The 21,782-nt window shown below is 66.9% G+C and carries 23 protein-coding genes and 1 tRNA gene; 18 read left to right on the forward strand and 6 right to left on the reverse strand.

What is annotated here, in order from left to right:
- Positions 1 to 33 precede the first annotated feature (33 nt).
- From BAMB_RS14355 to BAMB_RS14370, 4 genes are all read right to left on the reverse strand, one after another.
- Positions 34 to 891 carry an NUDIX hydrolase gene (locus tag BAMB_RS14355; protein ID WP_011657956.1) on the reverse strand — a complete coding sequence of 286 codons (858 nt, stop codon included), beginning with the start codon at positions 889 to 891 and terminating at the stop codon, positions 34 to 36.
- A gap of 5 nt (positions 892 to 896) precedes the next feature.
- Positions 897 to 1,511, reverse strand: a complete 615-nt coding sequence (locus BAMB_RS14360) for a LysE family translocator (protein ID WP_011657957.1) — start codon at positions 1,509 to 1,511, stop codon at positions 897 to 899.
- A gap of 26 nt (positions 1,512 to 1,537) precedes the next feature.
- Positions 1,538 to 2,104, reverse strand: coding sequence for an adenine phosphoribosyltransferase (locus BAMB_RS14365; RefSeq protein ID WP_011657958.1), 567 nt, complete (start codon positions 2,102 to 2,104; stop codon positions 1,538 to 1,540).
- Positions 2,105 to 2,182: 78 nt separating this feature from the next.
- A complete protein-coding gene (locus BAMB_RS14370; protein WP_041491279.1) occupies positions 2,183 to 4,189 on the reverse strand; it encodes a monovalent cation:proton antiporter family protein in 2,007 nt (668 codons plus the stop codon).
- A gap of 125 nt (positions 4,190 to 4,314) precedes the next feature.
- On the opposite strand from BAMB_RS14370, the gene kdsD reads away from it, so the two are divergent.
- From kdsD to BAMB_RS14425, 11 genes are all read left to right on the forward strand, one after another.
- Complete coding sequence (gene kdsD, locus BAMB_RS14375; protein WP_011657960.1) at positions 4,315 to 5,298, forward strand: arabinose 5-phosphate isomerase KdsD; 984 nt, start codon at positions 4,315 to 4,317, stop codon at positions 5,296 to 5,298.
- The gene (locus BAMB_RS14380) at positions 5,298 to 5,834 is read left to right on the forward strand and encodes a KdsC family phosphatase (RefSeq protein WP_011657961.1); all 537 of its coding nucleotides are present in this window, start codon (positions 5,298 to 5,300) and stop codon (positions 5,832 to 5,834) included. Before kdsD ends, BAMB_RS14380 begins: the two co-directional genes overlap by 1 nt.
- A 3-nt stretch (positions 5,835 to 5,837) precedes the next feature.
- A complete protein-coding gene (lptC, locus tag BAMB_RS14385) occupies positions 5,838 to 6,452 on the forward strand; it encodes an LPS export ABC transporter periplasmic protein LptC (RefSeq protein ID WP_011657962.1) in 615 nt (204 codons plus the stop codon).
- Between the two features lie 20 nt (positions 6,453 to 6,472).
- Positions 6,473 to 7,138 carry a lipopolysaccharide transport periplasmic protein LptA gene (lptA, locus tag BAMB_RS14390; protein ID WP_011657963.1) on the forward strand — a complete coding sequence of 222 codons (666 nt, stop codon included), beginning with the start codon at positions 6,473 to 6,475 and terminating at the stop codon, positions 7,136 to 7,138.
- Positions 7,135 to 7,911 (forward strand): LPS export ABC transporter ATP-binding protein, encoded by a 777-nt coding sequence (gene lptB, locus BAMB_RS14395; protein WP_011657964.1) that lies wholly within the window; start codon positions 7,135 to 7,137, stop codon positions 7,909 to 7,911. Before lptA ends, lptB begins: the two co-directional genes overlap by 4 nt.
- Before the next feature lie 170 nt (positions 7,912 to 8,081).
- Positions 8,082 to 9,587 carry an RNA polymerase factor sigma-54 gene (locus BAMB_RS14400; protein ID WP_011657965.1) on the forward strand — a complete coding sequence of 502 codons (1,506 nt, stop codon included), beginning with the start codon at positions 8,082 to 8,084 and terminating at the stop codon, positions 9,585 to 9,587.
- Between the two features lie 157 nt (positions 9,588 to 9,744).
- Entirely contained in the window at positions 9,745 to 10,104 is a 360-nt protein-coding gene (gene hpf, locus BAMB_RS14405; protein ID WP_006477786.1) for a ribosome hibernation-promoting factor, HPF/YfiA family, read from the forward strand.
- Positions 10,105 to 10,273: 169 nt separating this feature from the next.
- A complete protein-coding gene (locus BAMB_RS14410; protein ID WP_011657966.1) occupies positions 10,274 to 10,813 on the forward strand; it encodes a PTS sugar transporter subunit IIA in 540 nt (179 codons plus the stop codon).
- A 129-nt stretch (positions 10,814 to 10,942) separates the two neighbouring features.
- Positions 10,943 to 11,911 (forward strand): HPr(Ser) kinase/phosphatase, encoded by a 969-nt coding sequence (gene hprK / locus BAMB_RS14415; RefSeq protein WP_011657967.1) that lies wholly within the window; start codon positions 10,943 to 10,945, stop codon positions 11,909 to 11,911.
- A 75-nt stretch (positions 11,912 to 11,986) separates the two neighbouring features.
- On the forward strand, positions 11,987 to 12,895 hold the full coding sequence (gene rapZ, locus BAMB_RS14420; RefSeq protein WP_041489859.1) for an RNase adapter RapZ: 909 nt from the start codon (positions 11,987 to 11,989) through the stop codon (positions 12,893 to 12,895).
- Between the two features lie 26 nt (positions 12,896 to 12,921).
- Entirely contained in the window at positions 12,922 to 13,557 is a 636-nt protein-coding gene (locus BAMB_RS14425) for an LON peptidase substrate-binding domain-containing protein (RefSeq protein ID WP_006752630.1), read from the forward strand.
- Positions 13,558 to 13,693: 136 nt separating this feature from the next.
- Here BAMB_RS14425 and mutY read toward each other — a convergent pair whose 3' ends face one another.
- Positions 13,694 to 14,800 (reverse strand): A/G-specific adenine glycosylase, encoded by a 1,107-nt coding sequence (mutY, locus tag BAMB_RS14430; RefSeq protein ID WP_011657969.1) that lies wholly within the window; start codon positions 14,798 to 14,800, stop codon positions 13,694 to 13,696.
- A gap of 35 nt (positions 14,801 to 14,835) precedes the next feature.
- Positions 14,836 to 15,663 carry a bifunctional DNA-formamidopyrimidine glycosylase/DNA-(apurinic or apyrimidinic site) lyase gene (gene mutM / locus BAMB_RS14435; protein ID WP_041491280.1) on the reverse strand — a complete coding sequence of 276 codons (828 nt, stop codon included), beginning with the start codon at positions 15,661 to 15,663 and terminating at the stop codon, positions 14,836 to 14,838.
- A gap of 86 nt (positions 15,664 to 15,749) precedes the next feature.
- Between mutM and BAMB_RS14440 the strand changes: the two genes are divergently transcribed.
- The 7 genes from BAMB_RS14440 (at position 15,750) to pth (ending at position 21,738) form a co-directional block, all read left to right on the forward strand.
- Positions 15,750 to 17,573, forward strand: coding sequence for a tetratricopeptide repeat protein (locus BAMB_RS14440; protein ID WP_011657971.1), 1,824 nt, complete (start codon positions 15,750 to 15,752; stop codon positions 17,571 to 17,573).
- Positions 17,573 to 18,193, forward strand: coding sequence for a lipoprotein insertase outer membrane protein LolB (gene lolB, locus BAMB_RS14445; RefSeq protein ID WP_011657972.1), 621 nt, complete (start codon positions 17,573 to 17,575; stop codon positions 18,191 to 18,193). Before BAMB_RS14440 ends, lolB begins: the two co-directional genes overlap by 1 nt.
- 27 nt (positions 18,194 to 18,220) lie before the next feature.
- Entirely contained in the window at positions 18,221 to 19,102 is an 882-nt protein-coding gene (gene ispE / locus BAMB_RS14450; protein WP_011657973.1) for a 4-(cytidine 5'-diphospho)-2-C-methyl-D-erythritol kinase, read from the forward strand.
- 53 nt (positions 19,103 to 19,155) lie between these two features.
- A tRNA-Gln gene (locus BAMB_RS14455) sits at positions 19,156 to 19,232 on the forward strand.
- Between the two features lie 44 nt (positions 19,233 to 19,276).
- On the forward strand, positions 19,277 to 20,239 hold the full coding sequence (locus tag BAMB_RS14460; protein WP_011657974.1) for a ribose-phosphate pyrophosphokinase: 963 nt from the start codon (positions 19,277 to 19,279) through the stop codon (positions 20,237 to 20,239).
- Between the two features lie 161 nt (positions 20,240 to 20,400).
- Complete coding sequence (locus BAMB_RS14465) at positions 20,401 to 21,009, forward strand: 50S ribosomal protein L25/general stress protein Ctc (protein WP_006753282.1); 609 nt, start codon at positions 20,401 to 20,403, stop codon at positions 21,007 to 21,009.
- A 129-nt stretch (positions 21,010 to 21,138) separates the two neighbouring features.
- Positions 21,139 to 21,738, forward strand: coding sequence for an aminoacyl-tRNA hydrolase (gene pth / locus BAMB_RS14470; protein WP_006760396.1), 600 nt, complete (start codon positions 21,139 to 21,141; stop codon positions 21,736 to 21,738).
- The last annotated feature ends 44 nt before the right edge of the window (positions 21,739 to 21,782 follow it).

A 21,782-nucleotide genomic window follows, 5' to 3' on the forward strand; every position in this document is an offset into this window, starting at 1 on the left:
TTTCGGTATTCGTCAAATAGGCCGTCCGGCGCGTTACGCGGCCGGCGCGAACAGCGCGTCGATGCCCGCCGCGTCGGCCGCCGCGAGCCAGCGGTGGCGCAGCAGCGTGTCGAGTATCGCGAGGCTCGCATCCATCGTCGCGCGGCCTTCGCGCAACCACCCGATCACCTCGGGCACGCCGGCCAGCAGGTGCTCGGCCACTTCGCCGTCCTGGTTGTGCGGCGCGAAGTCGCGCGGCAGCGGCAGGTCGTACACGAAGATCAGTTCGGACTGCGTGCCTTCCGGCAGCGAGCACAGCACCTGCACCGCCCGGCCCGCGATCGCGCGCGCCGCCAGTTCGGCCGGCATGCCGGCCTCTTCCCAGCATTCCTTGGTGAGCGTCTCGTGAACGCCCAAGCCCCAGCCGATGCCGCCCGCGACGACGTTGTCGAGCATGCCGGGGTCGGTGGCCTTGGTCGCGCTGCGGCGGCCGAGCCACATCTGTGGCGCGGCGGGCGAACCCGGCGCAGCCGCATATTCTACGATGCCGTTCAGGTGCACCGCATAAGTCTGCGTGCCGAAAAAACGCGACGCGGCGCGCTCGATATACGCGAGCGGCGGATCGTCGAAGCGGTTGCGGAGCGCATAGATCTCGTCGCGCCAGCCGGGAATCGCGCCTTCGGCCGCCAGCGCGCCGATCGCGCTCGCGAGCGCCATGCTGCGCGCATCGACCGTGTCATAGCGCGCCGACAGCACGACGCGCTCGTCGCTCAGCTCGAACACGTCGGGCCAGCGCTCGAGCTTCGCGACGTCGCGGCGACGCACCCAGCCGACCTGCTCGCCCGCGATCTCGAAACGCAGGTGCGCGGCCGGATCGAAGCGGCGCGCGGCCGCGATGCATGGAAACGTCATCAGGTTCAGTCCTTCAGCGCCACGCGGATGCCGATCGCGATGAAGGTCGCGCCGGCAATGCGGTCGAGCCACACGCCGGCCTTCGGACGGCGCTTCAGCCATGTGCCGATCGCGCCCGCGCCGACGCCGAACAGCGAGAAGATCGCGGCCGTCTGCAGCATGAACAGCGCGCCGAGCTCGAACATCTGCAGCGTCACGCCCTGCGCGCCGTGCGGATCGACGAACTGCGGCAGGAACACGACGAAGAACAGCGTGACCTTCGGATTCATCAGGTTGCCGATCACGCTCTGCCGGAAGATCGCGCGAAGCGGCTGCGGCGCACGCGCATGCGCGTTCGCGAGGCCCTGGCTGCGCAGCGCCTTGATGCCGATCCACACGAGGTACGCGGCGCCCGCGAGCTTGAGCATCTGGAACGCGACCGGCGACGAGCGCAGCACGGCCGCGACGCCGAGCGCCGCGAGCGTCGTATGGAACAGGATCCCGGCCGTGAAGCCGAGCGCCGCGACGAAGCCGGCCGCGCGGCCCTGCGAGATGCCGCGTGCGAGCACCTGCAGGTTGTCGGGACCGGGCGCGAACGTGATCGCGATCGACGTGGCGAGAAACAACATGAAGTTGGGCATCGTGACCTCGCGGCGTGGGCCGGCGTTCAGTGGCCGGCGAATTCGGTGACGGTATAGACGGGCAGCCCCGCGTTGCGCAGCAGCGTCGAGCCGCCGAGATCGGGCAGGTCGATGATCGCCGCGCCCTCGACGACGACCGCGCCGAGCCGCTGCAGCAGGTTGCGCCCCGCCATCATCGTGCCGCCGGTCGCGATCAGGTCGTCCATGATGATCACGCGGTCGCCGGGGCGGCACGCGTCCTCGTGGATCTCGACCGTCGCGCTGCCGTATTCGAGGTCGTAGGACTCCGAGCGCGTCTTGTACGGCAGCTTGCCGACCTTGCGGATCGGCACGAAACCGACGCTCAGCTCGTACGCGACGATCGGCGCGATGATGAAGCCGCGCGCGTCGAGCCCCGCGACGTAGTCGAGCTTCGCATCGACATAGCGTTCGACGAACAGGTCGACGAGGATGCGCAGCGCCTTCGGGCTCTGCAGCAGCGTCGTGATGTCGCGGAACTGCACGCCCGGCTGCGGCCAGTCGGGCACGGTGCGGATCTGGCTGTGGATGAAGGCGACCGGATCGAGCGGTGCGCCCGGCGACGAATGCGGCATGAAACTCTCCGAAAAAAACGGTGCGCGAAGATCGGGCACCGTTTCGAATCAATACGGGTCAGGTCAACGAAGCGCGACTCAGGCGACCGCGGCCGGCGGCTCGCGCCGATGGCGCGACAGCCGCTCTTCCGCGAGCGCGAGCGCCTCGGGCAGCCCGCGCAGCACGACGATGTCGCTCGCGCGCAGCTTGGTCAGCGGGTCGGGTTCGACACCGCGAATCCCGTGCCGGCGGATCGCCGTGACTTCCAGCCCGAGCGCATACAGCCCGAGCTCCTCCAGCGAGCGCCCGACCGCATCCGCGCGCGCGTCGACCGGCACCGATTGTAGCCGCACCTGCTCGTGATCGTCGTCGTCCGCGTCGTCGGCGCCGTGGAAATAGCCGCGCAGCAGCTGGTAACGCGCGTCGCGCATCTCCTCGACGCGCCGCACGACCTTGCGCATCGGCACGCCGACCAGCACCAGCGTGTGCGACGCGAGCATCAGGCTGCCCTCGACGATTTCCGGAATCACCTCGGTCGCGCCGGCCGCGAGCAGCTTCTCGAGATCGGCGTCGTCGACCGTGCGCACGATCGCCGGCAGCGTCGGCTCCAGCTCGTGCACGTGGTGCAGCACGCGCAGCGCGGACGGCGTGTTCGCATACGTGATCGCGACGGCCGCCGCGCGATGGATACCGGCCGCGAGCAGCGACTCGCGACGCGCCGCGTCGCCGAACACGACCGATTCGCCGGCGGTCGCGGCCGCGCTCACGCGATCGGGGTCGAGGTCCAGCGCGACATACGAAATGCCTTCCTGCTCGAGCATGCGCGCCAGGTTCTGGCCCGCGCGGCCGTAGCCGCAGATGATCACGTGGCCGCGCTGCTTGAGGCTTTGCGTCGCGATCCGCGTCATCTGCAGCGACTGCTGCATCCATTCCGTCGACGACAGCCGCATCACGATCCGGTCGGCGTTCTGGATCAGGAACGGTGCGGCGAGCATCGACAGCAGCATCGACGCGAGGATCGCCTGCAGCAGCGTCGAATCGACGAGATGCCGGTCGAGGATCAGGTTCAGCAGCACGAAGCCGAATTCGCCGGCCTGCGCGAGCCCGATGCCGGTGCGCATCGCGACGCCCGGCGTCGCGCCGAACAGGCGCGCGAGCCCCGCGATCATCGTCCCCTTGAACAGGATCTGCCCGACGAAGAAGCCGAGCACGAGCAACGGGTGCTCCCAGATCACGCGCGCATCGAGCAGCATCCCGGTCGTCACGAAGAACAGCCCGAGCAGCACGTCGCGAAACGGCTTGATGTCCTCTTCCACCTGATGACGGAACGGCGTCTCGGAGATCAGCATCCCCGCGATGAACGCGCCGAGCGCGAGCGACAGCCCGAAGCGGTCGGTGATGAACGCGGCGCCGAGCGTGATGAGCAGCAGGTTCAGCACGAACAGTTCCTGCGAGCGGCGCCGCGCGACCACGTTGAGCCAGCGCGTCATGAAGCGCTGGCCGATGACGAGCAGCAGCGCGAGCGCGATCACGATCTTGACCGCCGCGAAGCCGAGCGTGATCGCGAGATCCTTCGACGACTCCGCGCCGAACGCGGCGATCACGATCAGCAGCGGCACCACCGCGAGATCCTGGAACAGCAGCACGCCGAAGATGTTGCGGCCGTGCTCGGTCTCGATCTCGAGCCGCTCGGCGAGCATCTTCGATACGATCGCCGTGGACGACATCGCGAGCGCGCCGCCGAGCGCGACGCTGCCCTGCCACGTGATGTGCACCCAGCGCTCGAACAGCGCGCCGAGCGCGACCGCGAGCACGAGCGTCACGACCACCTGCAGCAGCCCGAGCCCGAACACGAGCCGCTGCATCGCCCTCAGCTTCGCGAGCGAGAATTCGAGGCCGATCGAGAACATCAGGAATACCACGCCGAATTCCGCGAGGTGCTCGGCCCGTTCGAGGTCCGCGGCGATGCCTAGCGAGTGCGGGCCAACCAGGATGCCGACGGTCAGGTAGCCGAGCATCGGCGGCAGGTTCAACGAACGAAAGACGACGACGCCCACCACCGAGGCCAGCAGCAGCAGCAGGGTCATTTCGAGCGGGGAAATCACAGGCAAAGCGTCCTCGTTCGTCGGGGCCACGGCAATGCGGGCGCGGGTGGTGGCGGGGGGCAAGCGACCTCGGACGAGTCCGAAGGCACGGCGCGGCGAACAAACGCCTTTGCTATACTCCGCGCATGATAGCGAAAATCAATGATGACCGGGCGCTCGCGCTCGCCCGCGACGTGCTCGACATCGAGGCGGACGCCGTGCGCGCGCTGCGCGACCAGCTCGACGGCGACTTCGTGCAGGCCGTCGCGCTGCTGCTCGGCTGCCGCGGGCGCGTCGTGGTATCCGGCATCGGCAAATCGGGGCATATCGCCCGCAAGATCGCGGCCACGCTGGCGAGCACCGGCACGCCGGCCTTCTTCGTCCACCCGGCCGAGGCCAGCCATGGCGACCTCGGGATGGTCACGTCGGACGACGTCTTCATCGGCATCTCCTATTCCGGCGAGTCGGAAGAACTCGTCGCGATCCTGCCGCTCGTCAAGCGGATCGGCGCGAAGCTGATCGCGATCACGGGCCGGGCGGAATCGAGCCTCGGCACGCTCGCCGACGTGAACCTGAACGCCGCGGTGTCGAAGGAAGCGTGCCCGCTGAACCTCGCGCCCACCGCGAGCACGACCGCCGCGCTGGCGCTCGGCGACGCGCTCGCCGTCGCGGTGCTCGACGCGCGCGGCTTCGGCTCCGAGGATTTCGCGCGCTCGCATCCGGGCGGTGCGCTCGGCCGGCGCCTGCTCACCCATGTGCGCGACGTGATGCGCTCGGGCGACGACGTGCCGCGCGTCGGGCTCGACGCCACGCTGTCGGACGCGCTGTTCCAGATCACCGCGAAACGGCTGGGCATGACGGCCGTGGTCGGCCCCGACGGCCGCGTGGCCGGCATCTTCACCGACGGCGACCTGCGCCGCGTGCTCGCGCGCGAAGGCGATTTCCGCACGCTGCCGATCGTCGACGTGATGACGCGCGAACCGCGTACGATCGGCCCCGAACATCTCGCGGTCGAAGCCGTGGAACTGATGGAGCGCCACCGGATCAACCAGATGCTGGTGGTCGATGCCCACGGCGCGCTGATCGGCGCGCTGAACATGCACGACCTGTTTTCGAAGAAGGTGATCTGATGAGCGCAGCGCTGACTGCGGCCGAACGCGCGAGCCGCGTGAAGCTGATGATTTTCGACGTCGACGGTGTGCTGACCGACGGCGGCCTGCTGTTTACCGCGGCCGGCGACGCGATGAAGTCGTTCAATTCGCTCGACGGCCATGGCGTGAAGCTGCTCGGCGAGGCCGGCATCGCGACCGCGATCATCACCGGCCGCAACTCCGAGATCGTCGCGGCGCGCGCGAAGGAAATGAAGATCGCGCACCTGTTCCAGGGTGTCGAGAACAAGCTCGCCGTGTTCGCCGAGCTGACCGCGTCGCTCGACATCGGCGCCGACGCATGCGGCTACATGGGCGACGACTGGCCCGACCTGCCGGTGCTGCTGCGCTGCGGCTTCGCGGCCGCGCCGGCCAACGCGCACCCCGAGGTGATCGCCCGCGCGCACTGGGTGGCCGAGGCCCGCGGCGGCCACGGCGCGGTGCGTGAAGTGTGCGACGCAATCCTGCGCGCGCAGCGCCGCTACGACGCGCTGCTCGCGGCTGCCTGCGGAGCCTGACGGATGAACACGCATTTCCGCTGGACCCAGTTGCTGCCGCTGATCGCGGTCGCCGCGCTCGCGGGCATCACGTGGTGGCTGCTGCAGGCGACGCTGCCGCCGCCCGGCGAAGGCGCCGCGCAGCCGAAGCGCCATACGCCCGACTATTTCGCGGACAACTTCTCGGTCACCGAGCTCGACCAGTCGGGCACGACCCAGTACCGGCTCACGGCCGCGAAGCTGGTCCACTATGAAGACACCGACAACAGCGACCTGACCGCTCCGGCCATGCGCGCATTCCAGCCCGGCAAGCCGGTCGTCACGACCACCGCGAAGCGCGGCACCGTCAACGGCGACGTGTCGATCGTCGACTTGTACGACGACGCGCGCATCCTGCGCGTGGCCGGCGGCGGCGATCCGCAGATGCAGGCCGATTCCCAGCATTTCCGGATCTTGGTCAATGACGATGTGATCCAGACCGAAAAGCCGGTTAAACTTCAGCGCGGCCTGTCGCTCGTCAACGCGACCGACGGCATGAAGTACAACAACGTCACCCGGGTCATCGAGCTTTACGGCAACGTGCGCGGCACGATCGCCGCGGCGGACACGTCCGGCGGCTCGAAAGGTCAATCCAGGTGACGCATCCCTCACGTGACTGCATGAACGAACCGTTCCCTCGACAGAATTCCGGCGGCGCTGCGCGCGCCGTCCGCGCCGCGCTCGCCGCGACGCTCGTGGCGCTCCCGCTCATCGGGCTGGCGCCGCTCGCCCATGCCGAGAAGGCTGACCAGAACAAGCCGATCAACGTCGAGGCGGACAACCTCACCTACGACGACCTGAAGCAGGTGACGGTCGCGACCGGCAACGTCGTGATCACGAAGGGCACGATCATCATCAAGGGCGATCGCGTCGAAGTGCGCCAGGATCCGGAAGGCTATCAGTACGCAACGTCGTTCGGCAGCGGCAAGAAGCACGCGACGTTCCGCCAGAAGCGCGAAGGTCTCGACGAGTACATCGACGGCGACGCCGAGCGCATCGACTACGACGGCAAGCAGGATCTGACGACCCTGACGACCGCCGCGACCGTGCGCCGCCTGCAGGGCACGTCGACGATCGCCGACACCGTGCACGGCAGCGTGATCACGTACGACGGCCAGCGCGACTTCTACACCGCGAAGGGCGGCAAGGACGTCGCGGCGCCGGGCAATCCGAACGGCCGCGTGCGCGCGATGCTGTCGCCGAAGAGCGGCGGCCCTGGCCAGCTGAACGGCGCGCCGGCGAAGCTGTCGCCGTCGACCACGATCCAGGGAGCGCCGGGACAATGAGCGCGCTACCGAATCGCCAGCCGGCCGGCGCGACGAGCTCGCTCGTCGTGCGCAACCTGAAAAAACGCTACGGCTCGCGCACGGTCGTCAAGGACGTGTCGCTCGACGTGAAGAGCGGCGAAGTCGTCGGCCTGCTCGGCCCGAACGGCGCGGGCAAGACGACGTCGTTCTACATGATCGTCGGCCTCGTGCCGCTCGACGCGGGCGAGATCTCGCTGAACGGCAGCTCGATCAGCCTGCTGCCGATCCACAAGCGTGCATCGCTCGGCCTGTCGTACCTGCCGCAGGAAGCGTCGGTGTTCCGCAAGCTGACCGTCGAGGAAAACATCCGCGCGGTGCTCGAGCTGCAGCACGGCGACGACGGCAAGCGCCTGTCGAAGGACGCGATCGCCGCGCGCACCGAGGAGCTGCTCGACGAGCTGCAGATCGGCCATCTGCGCGAGAACCCGGCGCTGTCGCTGTCGGGCGGCGAGCGCCGTCGCGTCGAGATCGCACGTGCGCTTGCGACCAGCCCGAACTTCATCCTGCTCGACGAACCGTTCGCCGGCGTCGACCCGATCGCGGTGCTCGAGATCCAGAAGATCGTCAAGTTCCTGAAGCAGCGCAACATCGGCGTGTTGATCACCGATCACAACGTCCGCGAAACGCTCGGCATCTGCGACCACGCGTACATCATCAGCGACGGTTCGGTGCTCGCCGCCGGCGCGCCCAGCGAAATCATCGAAAACGAAAGCGTGCGCCGCGTGTACCTCGGCGAACACTTCCGCATGTAACCTCCCCTTTTTGTGGCTGGCTGCACCCCGTCCGGCATCGCCGCGCGGGGCTGCGCCCGTGTGCCCCGCGCGGCGGCCCTCCCCGCGGCCGGGCGCCGCGCCGCGCGTAATCGCCGATGGCTCAATGCGGGTCGGTCGTGGCAAACTGCCGGTATGACTCCCTCTCTGCCATGAAAGCCAGCCTTCAACTCCGCCTGTCGCAACACCTGGCGCTGACCCCGCAACTGCAGCAGTCGATCCGGCTCCTGCAACTGTCGACGCTCGAACTGCAGCAGGAAGTCGCGATGGCCGTCGCGCAAAATCCGTTGCTCGAAAACGAAGACGAATGGATCACGAGTCCGCTGCGTGTCGCGTCGGACGGATCGCTGATCGCGCAGGGGCCTTCCGGACAGAACATCGAGCCGGGCCCCGCGAACGGCAGCAGCCAGTCGAGCGAGCGCGCCGAGCGCGACGAGCCGGCCGGCGCCGACGAATACGACGGCTACGGGTCGGGCGACGCCGGCGACGGCCCGCAGTGGAATCTGGACGAGTACGGCCGCTCGAGCGGCGCATCGGACGATGACGACCTCCCGCCGCTGCAGGTGCAGGAAGCCGCGACGTCGCTGCGCGACCACCTTTCCGCCCAATTGCGCGTCACGCAGGCCAGCCCGCGCGATCGCGCACTCGTGATGTTCCTGATCGAATCGCTCGACGACGACGGCTACCTGACCGCGTCGCTCGACGAAGTACTCTCCGACCTGCCGCCGGAACTGGAAGTCGACTGCGACGAACTGAATGCGGCGCTCGCGCTGCTGCACAGTTTCGACCCGGCCGGGGTCGGGGCCCGCTCGGCGTCCGAATGCCTGAAGCTGCAGTTGCTGCGCCTCGATGCGTCCCCCACCCGCACGCTCGCGCTGGAGATCGTGTCGCAGCACCTCGAGCTGCTCGCCGCGCGCGACTTCACGCGGCTGCGCAAGCACCTGAAGGCGAGCGACGATGCGCTGCGCGACGCGCACGCGCTGATCCGCTCGCTCGAGCCGTTCCCAGGCGCCGCGTACGGCAAGGCCGAGGCCGACTACGTCGTGCCCGACATCATCGTGAAGAAGGCCGGCCAGGGCTGGCTCGCGGAACTCAATCCGGAAGTGATGCCGCGCCTGCGGATCAACAACCTGTACGCGAACATCCTGCGCAACAGCCGCGGCGATCCGTCGGCCGGGTCGCTCAAGCAGCAGCTCCAGGAAGCACGCTGGCTGATCAAGAACATCCAGCAGCGATTCGACACGATCCTGCGTGTCGCGCAGGCCATTGTCGAACGTCAAAAGAATTTCTTCGCGCATGGTGAAATCGCCATGCGCCCCTTGGTTTTGCGGGAAATAGCTGATACGCTGGGCCTACACGAGTCGACTGTCAGCCGTGTGACAACAGGCAAGTACATGCTGACCCCGTTCGGTACGCTGGAATTCAAGTACTTCTTCGGGTCACACGTTTCGACCGACACCGGAGGCGCCGCATCGTCGACCGCCATCCGAGCCCTGATCAAGCAACTGATAGGAGCTGAAGACCCAAAATCGCCACTTTCGGACAGCCGCATTGCCGAGCTGCTGGCAGAACAGGGTTTCGTGGTTGCGCGCCGCACGGTTGCCAAGTATCGCGAAGCCCTCAAAATCCCGGCAGTGAATCTGCGCAAGTCTCTTTAGCCTGCTGCCTGCCCGGCGGTAGGCGTCTTCCGGCCACCGCGCACACGGGGGACAGCCGGGCGACCTGTCCGCGAATTTGCCGCCACGTGCGGCAAGGGCAAGTCGACCGGAGCGCCGCCTCGATGCGGCCGGGTGGTCACTCGCTTGGAGAAGCACTATGAACCTGAAGATCAGTGGACATCATCTCGAAGTCACGCCTGCAATTCGCGAATACGTGATCACCAAGCTGGATAGGGTGCTACGCCATAGCGATCAGGTGATCGATGGCACTGTGATCCTCTCGGTCGACAACCACAAGGAAAAGGACAAGCAGCAGCGCGCGGAAATCAATCTGCACCTGAAGGGCAAGGACATCTTCGTCGAAAGCGCAAACGGCAACCTCTACGCTGCGATCGATCTGCTGATCGACAAGCTGGACCGCCAGGTCGTCAAGCACATGGAGCGTCTGCAGACCCATGCGCACGACCCGATCAAGCTGCAGCCGTCGATCGACCAGATCGAACTGCCGCCGCAATAACGTTCACCGCAACACCCACGCCGCCCGGTTCGCCGGGCGTTTTTTTTGAGTCCGAGCGGCAGTGGTGCGACCGGTCCGTCCATGCCGCGCCACGCACGCGGCTGTGCTCTATAATGTCCCGGTTATCGCCGGGGGGCGTTGAATGCGGTAGCTGCGTTGCAGGTTGCCGATGCCAAACGCCTTGATATCGCCGAACATGGAAAATCAGTCTGCCGCCGCAAGGAGACCCCAGGCCGCCCTATCGCCTGCCAACATGAATCGCCTAGCCAAAATCCTGCCCATAGAGAACGTCGTCATCGACCTCTCCGTCACCAGCAAGAAACGCGTCTTCGAACAAGCCGGGCTGATGTTCGAGAATCAGAACGGCGTCGCCCGCAGCACCGTCACGGACAACCTGTTCGCGCGCGAGCGCCTCGGCTCGACCGGGCTCGGCGAAGGCGTCGCGATTCCGCACGGGCGCATCAAGGGGCTCAAGCACCCGCTCGCCGCATTCGTGCGGCTCGCCGATGCGATCCCGTTCGAAGCGCCCGACGGCCAGCCGGTCGGTCTCCTGATTTTCCTGCTCGTCCCCGAGCAAGCTACCCAACAGCACCTCGAGATCCTGTCGGAAATCGCGCAACTGCTATCCGATCGCGACGCGCGCGAGCGTCTGCACAACGAAACAGATCTCGCCGAGTTGCATCGCGTGCTCACTCAGTGGCAACCTTGAGTTGATCCGGGCGGAATATTTTCCCGAACGAGGCGGCACGCACCGCCGTCCAGGGCCGCCCGGCGCCGGTCCGGCATGGCGACGCCCGTCGCCGCGCACATGCACCGGCTCATTGGAGTGACGAAAGTCATGGATACGTCCAGCATCAACGCCCAGAGCATCTTCGACGACAACGCGGCCACGCTGAAACTGAGCTGGCTCACGGGGCATGAAGGCTGGGAGCGCGGTTTTTCGTCCGACACCGTCGCCAACGCGACGTCGAGCGCCGACCTCGTCGGCCACTTGAACCTGATCCACCCGAACCGGATCCAGGTGCTCGGCGAAGCCGAAATCGACTACTACCAGCGGCAGACCGACGAAGACCGCTCGCGCCACATGGCCGAGCTGATCGCGCTCGAACCGCCGTTTCTCGTCGTCGCCGGCGGCGCCGCCGCGCCGCCCGAACTCGTGCTGCGCTGTACGCGCTCGTCCACGCCGTTGTTCACGACGCCGATGTCGGCCGCCGCGGTGATCGACAGCCTGCGGCTCTACATGTCGCGCATCCTCGCACCGCGCGCGACGCTGCACGGCGTGTTCCTCGACATCCTCGGGATGGGCGTGCTGCTCACCGGCGACTCCGGGCTCGGCAAGAGCGAACTCGGCCTCGAACTCATCAGCCGCGGCCACGGCCTCGTCGCCGACGACGCCGTCGACTTCGTCCGACTTGGCCCCGATTTCGTCGAAGGCCGCTGCCCGCCGCTGCTGCAGAACCTGCTCGAAGTGCGCGGCCTCGGCCTGCTCGACATCAAGACGATCTTCGGTGAAACCGCCGTGCGCCGGAAAATGAAGCTGAAGCTGATCGTCCAGCTCGTGCGCCGCCCGGACGGCGAATTCCAGCGGCTGCCGCTGGAAAGCCAGACGGTCGACGTGCTCGGCTTGCCGATCAGCAAGGTCACGATCCAGGTGGCGGCCGGCCGCAACCTCGCGGTGCTGGTCGAGGCGGCCGTGCGGAACACGATCCTGCAACTGCGCGGCATCGACACGTTGCGCGATTTCATGGATCGGCAACGACTCGCGATGCAGGATCCCGACAGTCAGTTCCCCGGCAAGCTCGTGTAACCACCCCGCGCCGGCCTCGCAGCGCCGACGCGTCGAGCCGGTGCTATGATGAAACGTCAGGATTCTCAGCTTCCCATGCGTATCGTCCTCATCACCGGCATCTCCGGCTCAGGCAAGTCCGTCGCGCTGAATGCGCTTGAAGACGCAGGCTACTATTGCGTCGACAACCTGCCGCCGCACGTGCTCCCCGAACTCGCCCGCTACCTGGCCGATGGCGGCCAGCATCGGCTCGCGGTCGCAATCGATGCGCGCTCGAGCGCGTCGCTCGACGAATTGCCCGGCCTGATCCGCTCGCTGTCGCTCGAGCACGATGTCCGCGTGCTGTTCCTCAACGCGAGCACGCAGGCGCTGATCCAGCGCTTCTCCGAAACGCGCCGACGCCACCCGCTGTCCGGTTCGCCGTCGCACGACGCGAACATCGGGCTGCTGTCGTCGCTCGAGGAAGCGATCGAGCGCGAGCGCGACCTGGTCGCGCCGCTCGCCGAATTCGGTCATCAGATCGATACGAGCACCCTGCGCGCGAACGTGCTGCGCACGTGGGTCAAGCGCTTCATCGAGCAGAAGAACAACGACCTGATGGTGATGTTCGAGTCATTCGGCTTCAAGCGCGGCGTGCCGCTCGATGCCGACCTGATGTTCGACGTGCGCGCGCTGCCGAATCCGTACTACGACCATGAGCTGCGCCCGCTCACCGGGCTGGACCAGCCGGTCATCGCCTTTCTCGACGCACTGCCGATCGTCCACCAGATGATCGACGACATCCATGCGTTCCTGATGAAATGGCTGCCGCACTTTCGCGAAGACAACCGCAGCTACCTGACCGTCGCCATCGGCTGCACGGGCGGTCAGCATCGCTCGGTGTTCATCGCGGAAACGCTCGCCGCGCGCCTCGCGCACGATGCGAACGTGATCGTGCGGCATCGTGACGCGCCAGTGGATGTCGACGCGTCGTCGCGGCTCGTCACCGAGGTCGACCGACCTTAGCGACACCGCCCTCTCCCCGGCGCGCCATGTCCACCCTATCGACCACCCTGATCGACCTGCCGCTGTTTCCGCTGCACACGGTGCTGTTTCCCGGTGGCTGGCTGCCGCTCAAGGTGTTCGAAGCGCGCTATCTCGACATGTCGCGCGCATGCCTGCGCGACGACGCACCGTTCGGCGTGTGCCTGCTGAAGAGCGGCCCCGAAGTCGCGCAGGACGGCGCCGTGTCGGTGCCCGAAACCATCGGCTGCATGGCGCGCATCACCGAGTGCGATACCGGCGAATTCGGGATGCTGTACCTGGAGGCGATCGGCACGCAGCGTTTCGAGCTGCTGTCGTATCGCGTAGAAGGCAACGGGCTGCTGGTCGGGATCGCCGAGCCGCTGCCCGACGACATCCCACTCGAAGGCGAGCAGGCGCTCGCGCAATTCGGCTCGTGCGCCGAGGTGCTCGAGCGCATCATCGAAGCGCTGAAGAAATCCGAACCGGGCAAGCTGCCGTTCGCCGAACCGTTCCGCCTCGACGATCCGAGCTGGGTGTCGAACCGCCTCGCGGAACTGTTGCCGCTCGACCTGCGCGCGCGGCAGAAGCTGATGGAGTTTCCGGATGTCGGCGCGCGGATCGATGCCGTGCACCACGTGCTCGACCGGCACGGATGGCTGTAGGCATCGCGGCCACCCGGTCGCGTCTGAGCGTCTGAGCGTCTGAGCGTTGCAGCGGTGCCGCCGCCGCCCGTCGCCGAACGGATGGATGCCCTGCGGCGACCGGGCGCCTGCCCGAGCGCGCCCCCTTCCCCTTTCGTTACAGCAGCGGCCCGCTCAGCGCATCGAGCAGCTTGCGCACCGGCGCCGGCACGCCGTAAGCAGCGAGCCCGCTCAGCGGCACCCACGCCGTCTCGGCATCCTGCGCGTGCGCGGCCGGCAGCCCGCCGTTCGTCATGTCGCTCAGCCGCGGCTCGATCTCGAGCCGGAAATGCGTGAACGTGTGCGTAAACGGTGCGAGCGGCACCGGGCCGCCGCCGCCGAAGCCGCGTGCGAGTGCCGCGAGCGCGGCATCGCCGTCCGCCTGCGGCAGGCACCACAGGCCGCCCCAGATGCCGGCGGGCGGACGCCGCTCGAGCAGCACGGCGTCGCCGTCGCGCAGCACGAGCATCCAGGTCTTGCGCGTCGGCACGGCCTTCTTCGGCCGCGCGGCCGGCAGTTCGCGCTGCCGGCCCGTCGATTGCGCGACGCAGTCGCCCGCGAACGGACAGCGCGCGCAATCCGGCTTGCCGCGCACGCACAGCGTCGCGCCGAGATCCATCAGCCCCTGCGTATAGGCGCTTACGTCGGCCTCGTTCGCGGCATCGGGCAGCAGCGATTCGGCCAACGCCCACATGTCGTTCTCGACACGCTTCTCGCCCGGAAAGCCTTCGACGCCGAACACCCGCGCGAGCACGCGCTTCACGTTGCCGTCGAGGATCGTCGCGCGCGCACCGTACGCGAACGACGCGATCGCCGCGGCCGTCGAGCGGCCGATGCCCGGTAGTTCGGCGAGCGCGTCGGGCGTTGGCGGGAATACACCGCCATGCTCGGCGACGACGACCTGCGCGCAGCGGTGCAGGTTGCGTGCGCGCGAGTAGTAGCCGAGGCCGGCCCACAGCGCCATCACGTCGTCGGCCGGGGCGGCCGCGAGCGCGGCGACGTCGGGAAAACGTTCGAGAAAGCGCAGGTAGTACGGGATGACCGTCGATACCTGCGTCTGCTGCAGCATGATTTCCGAGAGCCAGATCCGGTACGGATCGCGGGTGTTCTGCCACGGCAGGTCGTGGCGGCCGTGCGTGCGCTGCCATGCGATCAGGCGCGTGGCGAATGTACGGTGCAGCGGCGTGACGGGGAACGGAGCGGGAGCAATGCGGGGCGGCTTCAAGTGTTCGAATCTTTGAAAAAAGGTTTCAACGGGGCTCAACGCTGGCAGGTCGGGCAGAAATAGGTCGAGCGCTGGCCCTGCACGATCTGGCGGATCGGCGTGCCGCATACGCGGCAAGGCAGCCCCGCACGGTCGTAGACGAAGCAGTCGAGCTGGAAATAGCCGCTTTCGCCGTTGCTGCCGACAAAGTCGCGCAATGTGCTGCCGCCGCGCTCGATCGCGTCGGCGAGCGTCGCGCGCACCGCATCGGCCAGTCGCTCGTAGCGCGGCAGCGAGACCTTGCCGGCGGCGGTCGTCGGCCGGATGCCGGCGCGAAACAGGCTCTCCGACGCATAGATGTTGCCGACGCCGACCACCATGTCGCCCGCGAGCAGCGCCTGCTTGACCGACACCGTGCGCCCGCGCGTGCGCGCGTGCAGCAGCGCGCCGGTGAATGCCGGCGAGAACGGCTCGACGCCGAGGCTCGCGAGCAGCGGATGCGCATGCACGTCGCCCGCTTCGCGCGGGTGCCACAACACGGCGCCGAAACGGCGCGGATCGCGAAAGCGCAGCACGAACTCGTCGAAGATCCAGTCGATGTGGTCGTGTTTCGCGGCGACCGGCACGCCGGCCGCGGGCAGCACGCGCAGCGTGCCCGTCATCCCGAGATGCACGATGAACCAGCCCGCGTCGACCTCGAACAGCAGGTACTTGCCGCGACGCTCGACGGCGAGCACCTCGCGCGCGCGCAATTGCTCCGCGAGCCCCGCCGGCACGGGCCAGCGCAGCATCGCGGTACGGACGTCGACACGCTCGACGCGGCGGCCCGCGACAAAGGGCTCGATGCCCCGGCGCGTGACTTCGACTTCTGGCAACTCTGGCATGTTTTGCGGGTCTGAAACGGCATTCACGATCGTGCGTGTATTGTAGCGAGCGCGTTACAATCGGTTGAAACATCGAACGGATTTCCATGACTCTGCCCTCGAAGCTGCTTCTGAAGCGCCCCGCCGCCGAGCACGGCGCGCGCGTCTTCCCGGTCCGCCGTGCGCTCGGCGCCGCGCTGTTCGCCGCCTGGACCCTCACCGCCTTCCCGGCTCACGCGCAGGATCCGGCATCGGACGACGCGCAGCCGCAGGGCGCGTTCGAGCATGTGATGGCGGACGAGCAGAAGAATCTCCCCGGCGTCCCGCTGACGAGCCAGATCGTCTACCAGGTGCTGGCCGCCGAAGTCGCGCTCCAGCGCAACCAGCCGGCGCCCGCCTACCAAACCTATCTCGCCCTCGCCCGCGACACGCGCGATCCGCGCATGGCGCAGCGTGCGACCGAGATCGCACTGGGCGCGCAAAGCCCGGCGGATGCGCTCTCCGCGGCCAATCTGTGGCGCCAGTACGCGCCCGATTCGAATCGCGCATCGCAAGTCGACGCCGCGCTGCTGGTGCTCGCCGGCAAGCCGGCCGACGCGCAGCCGATGCTCGCGCGCGAGCTGGCCCGCGCGACCGGCGAAACCCGCGGCCCCGCGATCCTCGCGCTGCAGGCGCTGCTGGTGCGCGGCTCCGACCGCGTCGGCGGCCTCGCGGTGCTGAAGGACATGCTGAAGAACGACATGAACCGCCCCGAGGCGCAGCTCGCGATCGCGCGGCAGCAACTGGCGGTCGACGACAAGGAAGGCGCGGCGCGCTCGCTGAAGCAGGCGCTGCAGATCCGCCCCGACTACCTGCCGGCGGCGCTGATGCTGTCGCAGATGGGCCCCGCGGAGCGCGCGGCCGGCATCGCGTCGTTCGAAAAATATGTTCAGCAGAATCCGAAGTCGCGCGACGGGCGGCTCGCGCTGTCGCAGCTCTATCTCGCCGACGACCGCCTCGACGACGCGCAGAAGCAGTTCGAGACGATGCGCAAGCTCGACTCGAAGGATCCGACGCCGCTGATGGCGCTCGCGCTGATCAGGATCCAGCAGAAGAAGCTCGACGACGCGAGCGCGTACCTGAAACAGTACGTGCAGCTCGGCGACAAGCAGTCGAACCTCGACGTCGGCCAGGGCTACATCTACCTCGCGCAGATCTCGATCGAGCAGGGCAACGACGCGCAGGCGTCGCAATGGCTCGACAAGGTCGACCAGACGAGCCAGCACTATCTGCCGGCGCAGATCACGCGCGCGCAGCTGCTGCAGAAACAAGGCAAGACCGACGCGGCCCGCAAGGTACTCGACGATCTGCCGATCAGCGATCCGCGCGATGCGGCCGTGGTCGCGCGCACCGACGCGTCGATCCTGTTCACCGCGAAGCGCTATCCGGAAGCCGAGGCGCGGCTCGGCCAGGCGGTCCAGGACTTCCCGGACGATCCCGACCTGCGCTACGACTACGCGATGGCGGCCGAAAAGACCGGCCACTACGCGACGATGGAAAAGCAGCTGCGCGAGTTGATCCGCACGCAGCCCGACAACCCGCAGGCGTACAACGCGCTCGGCTATTCGCTGGCCGATCGCAATCAGCGCCTGCCGGAGGCCAGCAAGCTGATCGACAAGGCCTTGTCGCTCGCACCGAACGACGCGTACATCATGGACAGCCTCGGCTGGGTGAAGTACCGGATGGGCGACACGACCGGCGCGGCCAAGGTGCTGCAGCGCGCGTTCGAGTTGCAGCCGAACGCCGAGATCGGCGCGCACCTCGGCGAAGTGCTGTGGAAAAGCGGCGCGCAGGACGACGCGCGCATCGCATGGCGCGCCGCGCAGAAGCTCGAGCCCGACAACGACACGCTCGTGCAGACGCTGAAGCGCCTCCAGATCAACGGCCTCTGATGCGGATGTTCCCGATGCTTTCCCTGTCTTCCCGCGCGCTGCGCACGCTGGCCGCGGCCGGCGCGGCGCTCGCGCTCGCCGGCTGCGCGAGCACGCCGCCGTCGGCGAACGCGCCGGCCGGCGCCCCTTTGCAGACGGCCGCGACGCATGCATACCATGGCCGCTTCGCGGTGCAGTACAACGACCGCCTCGGCAGGCAGCAAAACGTGTACGGCAACTTCGACTGGCTGGAGCACGGCGACGACGTGTCGCTCGAGCTGCGCAGCCCGCTCGGCCAGACACTCGCAATCGTGAAATCGACGCCGCAGACCGCAACGCTCGAACTGCCGAACCGCCAGCCGCAATACGCGACCGACGTCGGCGAGCTGATGCAGAACACGCTCGGCTTCTCGCTGCCGCTGGCCGGCCTGCGCTACTGGCTGCTGCCGACGCCCGCGCCCGCGACGCCCGCGCAGACGGTGCGCGACCCGGCCGATACGACGCACGTGAAGCAGATTCGCCAGGACGGCTGGACGATCGACTACCTCGCCTACGCGGACGCACCGGCCACCGGCGTCAAACGCGTGAACCTCGTGCGCGCGACGCCGCCGCTCGACATCAAGCTCGTGCTCGACCAGTAAGCACGTGAACCTAGCCCCGACATACGCATGACCGATTCGACCCGCTCGCTGCGCAACTGCCTTGCGCCCGCGAAACTCAACCTGTTCCTGCACATCACCGGCCGTCGCCCGAACGGCTATCACGATCTGCAAAGCGTGTTCCAGTTGCTGAACTGGGGCGACACGCTGCACTTCACGCTGCGCGACGACGGTCGCGTCGCCCGCGTCACCGACGTGCCGGGCGTGCCCGAGGAAAGCGATCTCGTCGTGCGCGCGGCCAACCTGCTGAAAGCGCATACGGGCACCACGGCCGGCGTCGACATCGAGATCGACAAGTGCCTGCCGATGGGCGCGGGCCTCGGCGGCGGCAGCTCCGACGCGGCGACGACGCTGCTCGCGCTGAACCGCCTGTGGCAGCTCGACCTGTCGCGCACCGAACTGCAATCGCTCGCGGTAAAACTCGGCGCCGACGTCCCGTTTTTTGTTTTTGGAAAAAATGCGTTCGCAGAGGGTATCGGAGAAGAATTAGCTGAGGTAGAATTGCCGACTCGCTGGTTCCTGGTTGTGACGCCGCGAGTTCATGTCCCCACCGCTGAAATTTTTTCAGATGAGTTGTTGACAAGAAATACGAAGCCAGTCACAATTGCTGACTTTCTTGCACAGCAAAACAGCGATGCGGGATGGCCAGACAGTTTCGGCCGGAACGATATGCAGCAAGTTGTGACAAGTAAGTACGCGGAAGTTGCGCAGGTGGTCAAATGGTTGTATAATGTGACCCCCGCGAGGATGACCGGCTCCGGAGCAAGCGTGTTTGCAGCGTTTCAAAGCAAGCACGAGGCAGAAGCGGCGAAAGCCCAGCTGCCCACCGGTTGGAACGGTGCAGTTGCCGAGAGCCTGAACGAGCATCCGCTCTTCGCTTTCGCGTCATGAAGTTTTGCTTTGCCGGATGGCCTACAAGTCCGGTGAAGTTATCAGTTAAGTGTAGGGGAGTCGCCAAGTTGGTCAAGGCACCGGATTTTGATTCCGGCATGCGAGGGTTCGAGTCCTTCCTCCCCTGCCAAAAATTTTCCCGCATTTCCCGCCCAAGCCTGAAGCAGGTGCACGATGAGCAGCCACAGCCTTGATGGCCTGATGGTCTTTACTGGCAACGCGAATCCCGCGCTCGCACAGGAAGTCGTCAATATCCTTGGAATCCCCCTCGGCAAAGCAATGGTCAGCCGTTTCTCCGACGGCGAGATTCAAGTCGAGATCCAGGAAAACGTGCGCGGCAAGGACGTCTTCGTCCTGCAATCCACGTGCGCGCCGACGAACGACAACCTGATGGAACTGATGATCATGGTCGACGCGCTCAAGCGTGCGTCCGCCGGCCGGATCACCGCTGCCATCCCCTACTTCGGCTATGCCCGCCAGGACCGTCGCCCGCGCTCGGCGCGCGTCGCGATCTCGGCGAAGGTCATCGCGAACATGCTGGAAATCGCCGGCGTCGAGCGGATCATCACGATGGATCTGCACGCCGACCAGATTCAAGGCTTCTTCGACATCCCGGTCGACAACATCTACGCAACGCCGATCCTGCTGGGTGACCTGCGCAAGCAGAACTACTCGGATCTGCTCGTCGTGTCGCCGGACGTCGGCGGCGTGGTCCGCGCCCGGGCACTCGCGAAGCAGCTCAACTGCGATCTCGCGATCATCGACAAGCGTCGTCCGAAGGCGAACGTCGCCGAAGTGATGAACATCATCGGTGAAGTCGAAGGCCGCACCTGCGTGATCATGGACGACATGGTCGATACGGCCGGCACGCTCTGCAAGGCCGCGCAAGTTCTGAAGAATCGCGGTGCGAAGCAGGTGTTCGCGTACGCGACGCACCCGGTTCTGTCGGGCGGCGCCGCCGAGCGTATCGCCGCATCGGAACTCGACGAGCTGGTCGTCACCGATACGATCCCGCTGTCGGCCGAATCGCTGGCCTGCTCGAAGATCCGCTCGCTGACGAGCGCGAGCCTGCTGGCCGAAACGTTCTCGCGAATCCGTCGCGGCGACTCGGTGATGTCGCTGTTCGCGGAATCCTGATCGCGTAACGACAAAAAAAGCATGCGCGGAAAGCGAAGCGGCAACGCTTCGCTTTTTGCACAATCGGACGGGATAGACGAAACCCCGCCCGTTTCATCAGGGGCCGCCATTTCGCAGGCCCCGTTTTACTGCCTGGTCGCGGGCAGCTAATGGAGAATCACATGAAAGTCGTCGCTTTCGAGCGCCAAGAGCAAGGTACGGGTGCGAGCCGCCGCCTGCGCAACGCTGGTAAGACCACGGGTATCGTCTACGGTGGCGAAGCAGCCCCGCAAAAGATCGAACTCGATCACAACGCGCTGTGGCACGCACTGAAGAAGGAAGCCTTCCACTCGTCGATCCTCGATCTCGAAGTGGCCGGCCAGTCGCAACAGGTTCTGCTGCGCGACGTGCAATACCACCCGTTCAAGCAACTCGTGCTGCACGTTGACTTCCAACGCGTCGACGCGAAGAAGAAGCTGCACACGAAGGTGCCGCTGCACTTCCTGAACGCTGAAGTCAGCCCGGCAGTGAAGCTGTCGAGCGCAGTCGTCTCGCACGTCGCGACGGAAATCGAAATCGAGTGCCTGCCGTCGGCACTGCCGGAATTCCTCGAAGTCGACCTGTCGAAGATCGAAGCAGGTCAGTCGCTGCACGCGAAGGACATCGCTCTGCCGAAGGGCGTGGCGCTGGTCGCGCACATCGACGCGGAAAACCCGGTTGTCGCATCGGCGACGATCCCGGCTGGCGCCGTGTCGGACGCAGCAGGCGAAGGCGAAACGCCGGCTGCCTAAGGGCTGCCCACGCGCTGCCCTCGCGCCCGTTCGATCCGTTTCACGAAACGGTCGACGCAACCCGCCGCGGCTCGCCCGGCGGGTTTTTCTTTTTCTGCGCCCAGGCGGCGCTGCCGCCTACGAAACGTCATGATCAAACTGATCGTCGGCCTCGGCAATCCCGGGGCGGAATACACCGCGACGCGCCACAACGCCGGCTTCTGGCTGGTCGACCAGCTCGCCCGCGAAGCCGGCGCGACGCTGCGCGACGAGCGCCGCTTCCACGGCTTCTACGCGAAAGCGCGCCTGCACGGCGAGGAAGTCCACCTGCTCGAGCCGCAAACCTACATGAACCGCTCCGGCCAGTCGGTCGTCGCGCTCGCGAGTTTCTTCAAGATCCTGCCCGACCAGATCCTCGTCGCACACGACGAGCTCGATCTGCCGCCCGGCACCGTGAAGCTGAAGCTCGGCGGCGGCAGCGGCGGCCATAACGGCCTGAAGGACATCTCCGCGCACCTGTCGTCGCAGCAGTACTGGCGGCTGCGCATCGGCATCGGCCATCCGCGCGACCTGATTCCGGAAGGCGCGCGTGCCGGCGCGAAGCCCGACGTCGCGAACTTCGTGCTGAAGCCGCCGCGCCGCGAGGAGCAGGACGTGATCGACGCATCGATCGAGCGCGCGCTCGCCGTGATGCCGATGGTCGTCAAGGGTGAGCTCGACCGCGCGACGATGCAGCTGCATCGCAACTGAAGCCGCCCCGGCATGGTGCAACGTGCCGTGCGGCGGCGCCGGGC

Source organism: Burkholderia ambifaria AMMD, assembly GCF_000203915.1.
Lineage (GTDB): Bacteria > Pseudomonadota > Gammaproteobacteria > Burkholderiales > Burkholderiaceae > Burkholderia > Burkholderia ambifaria.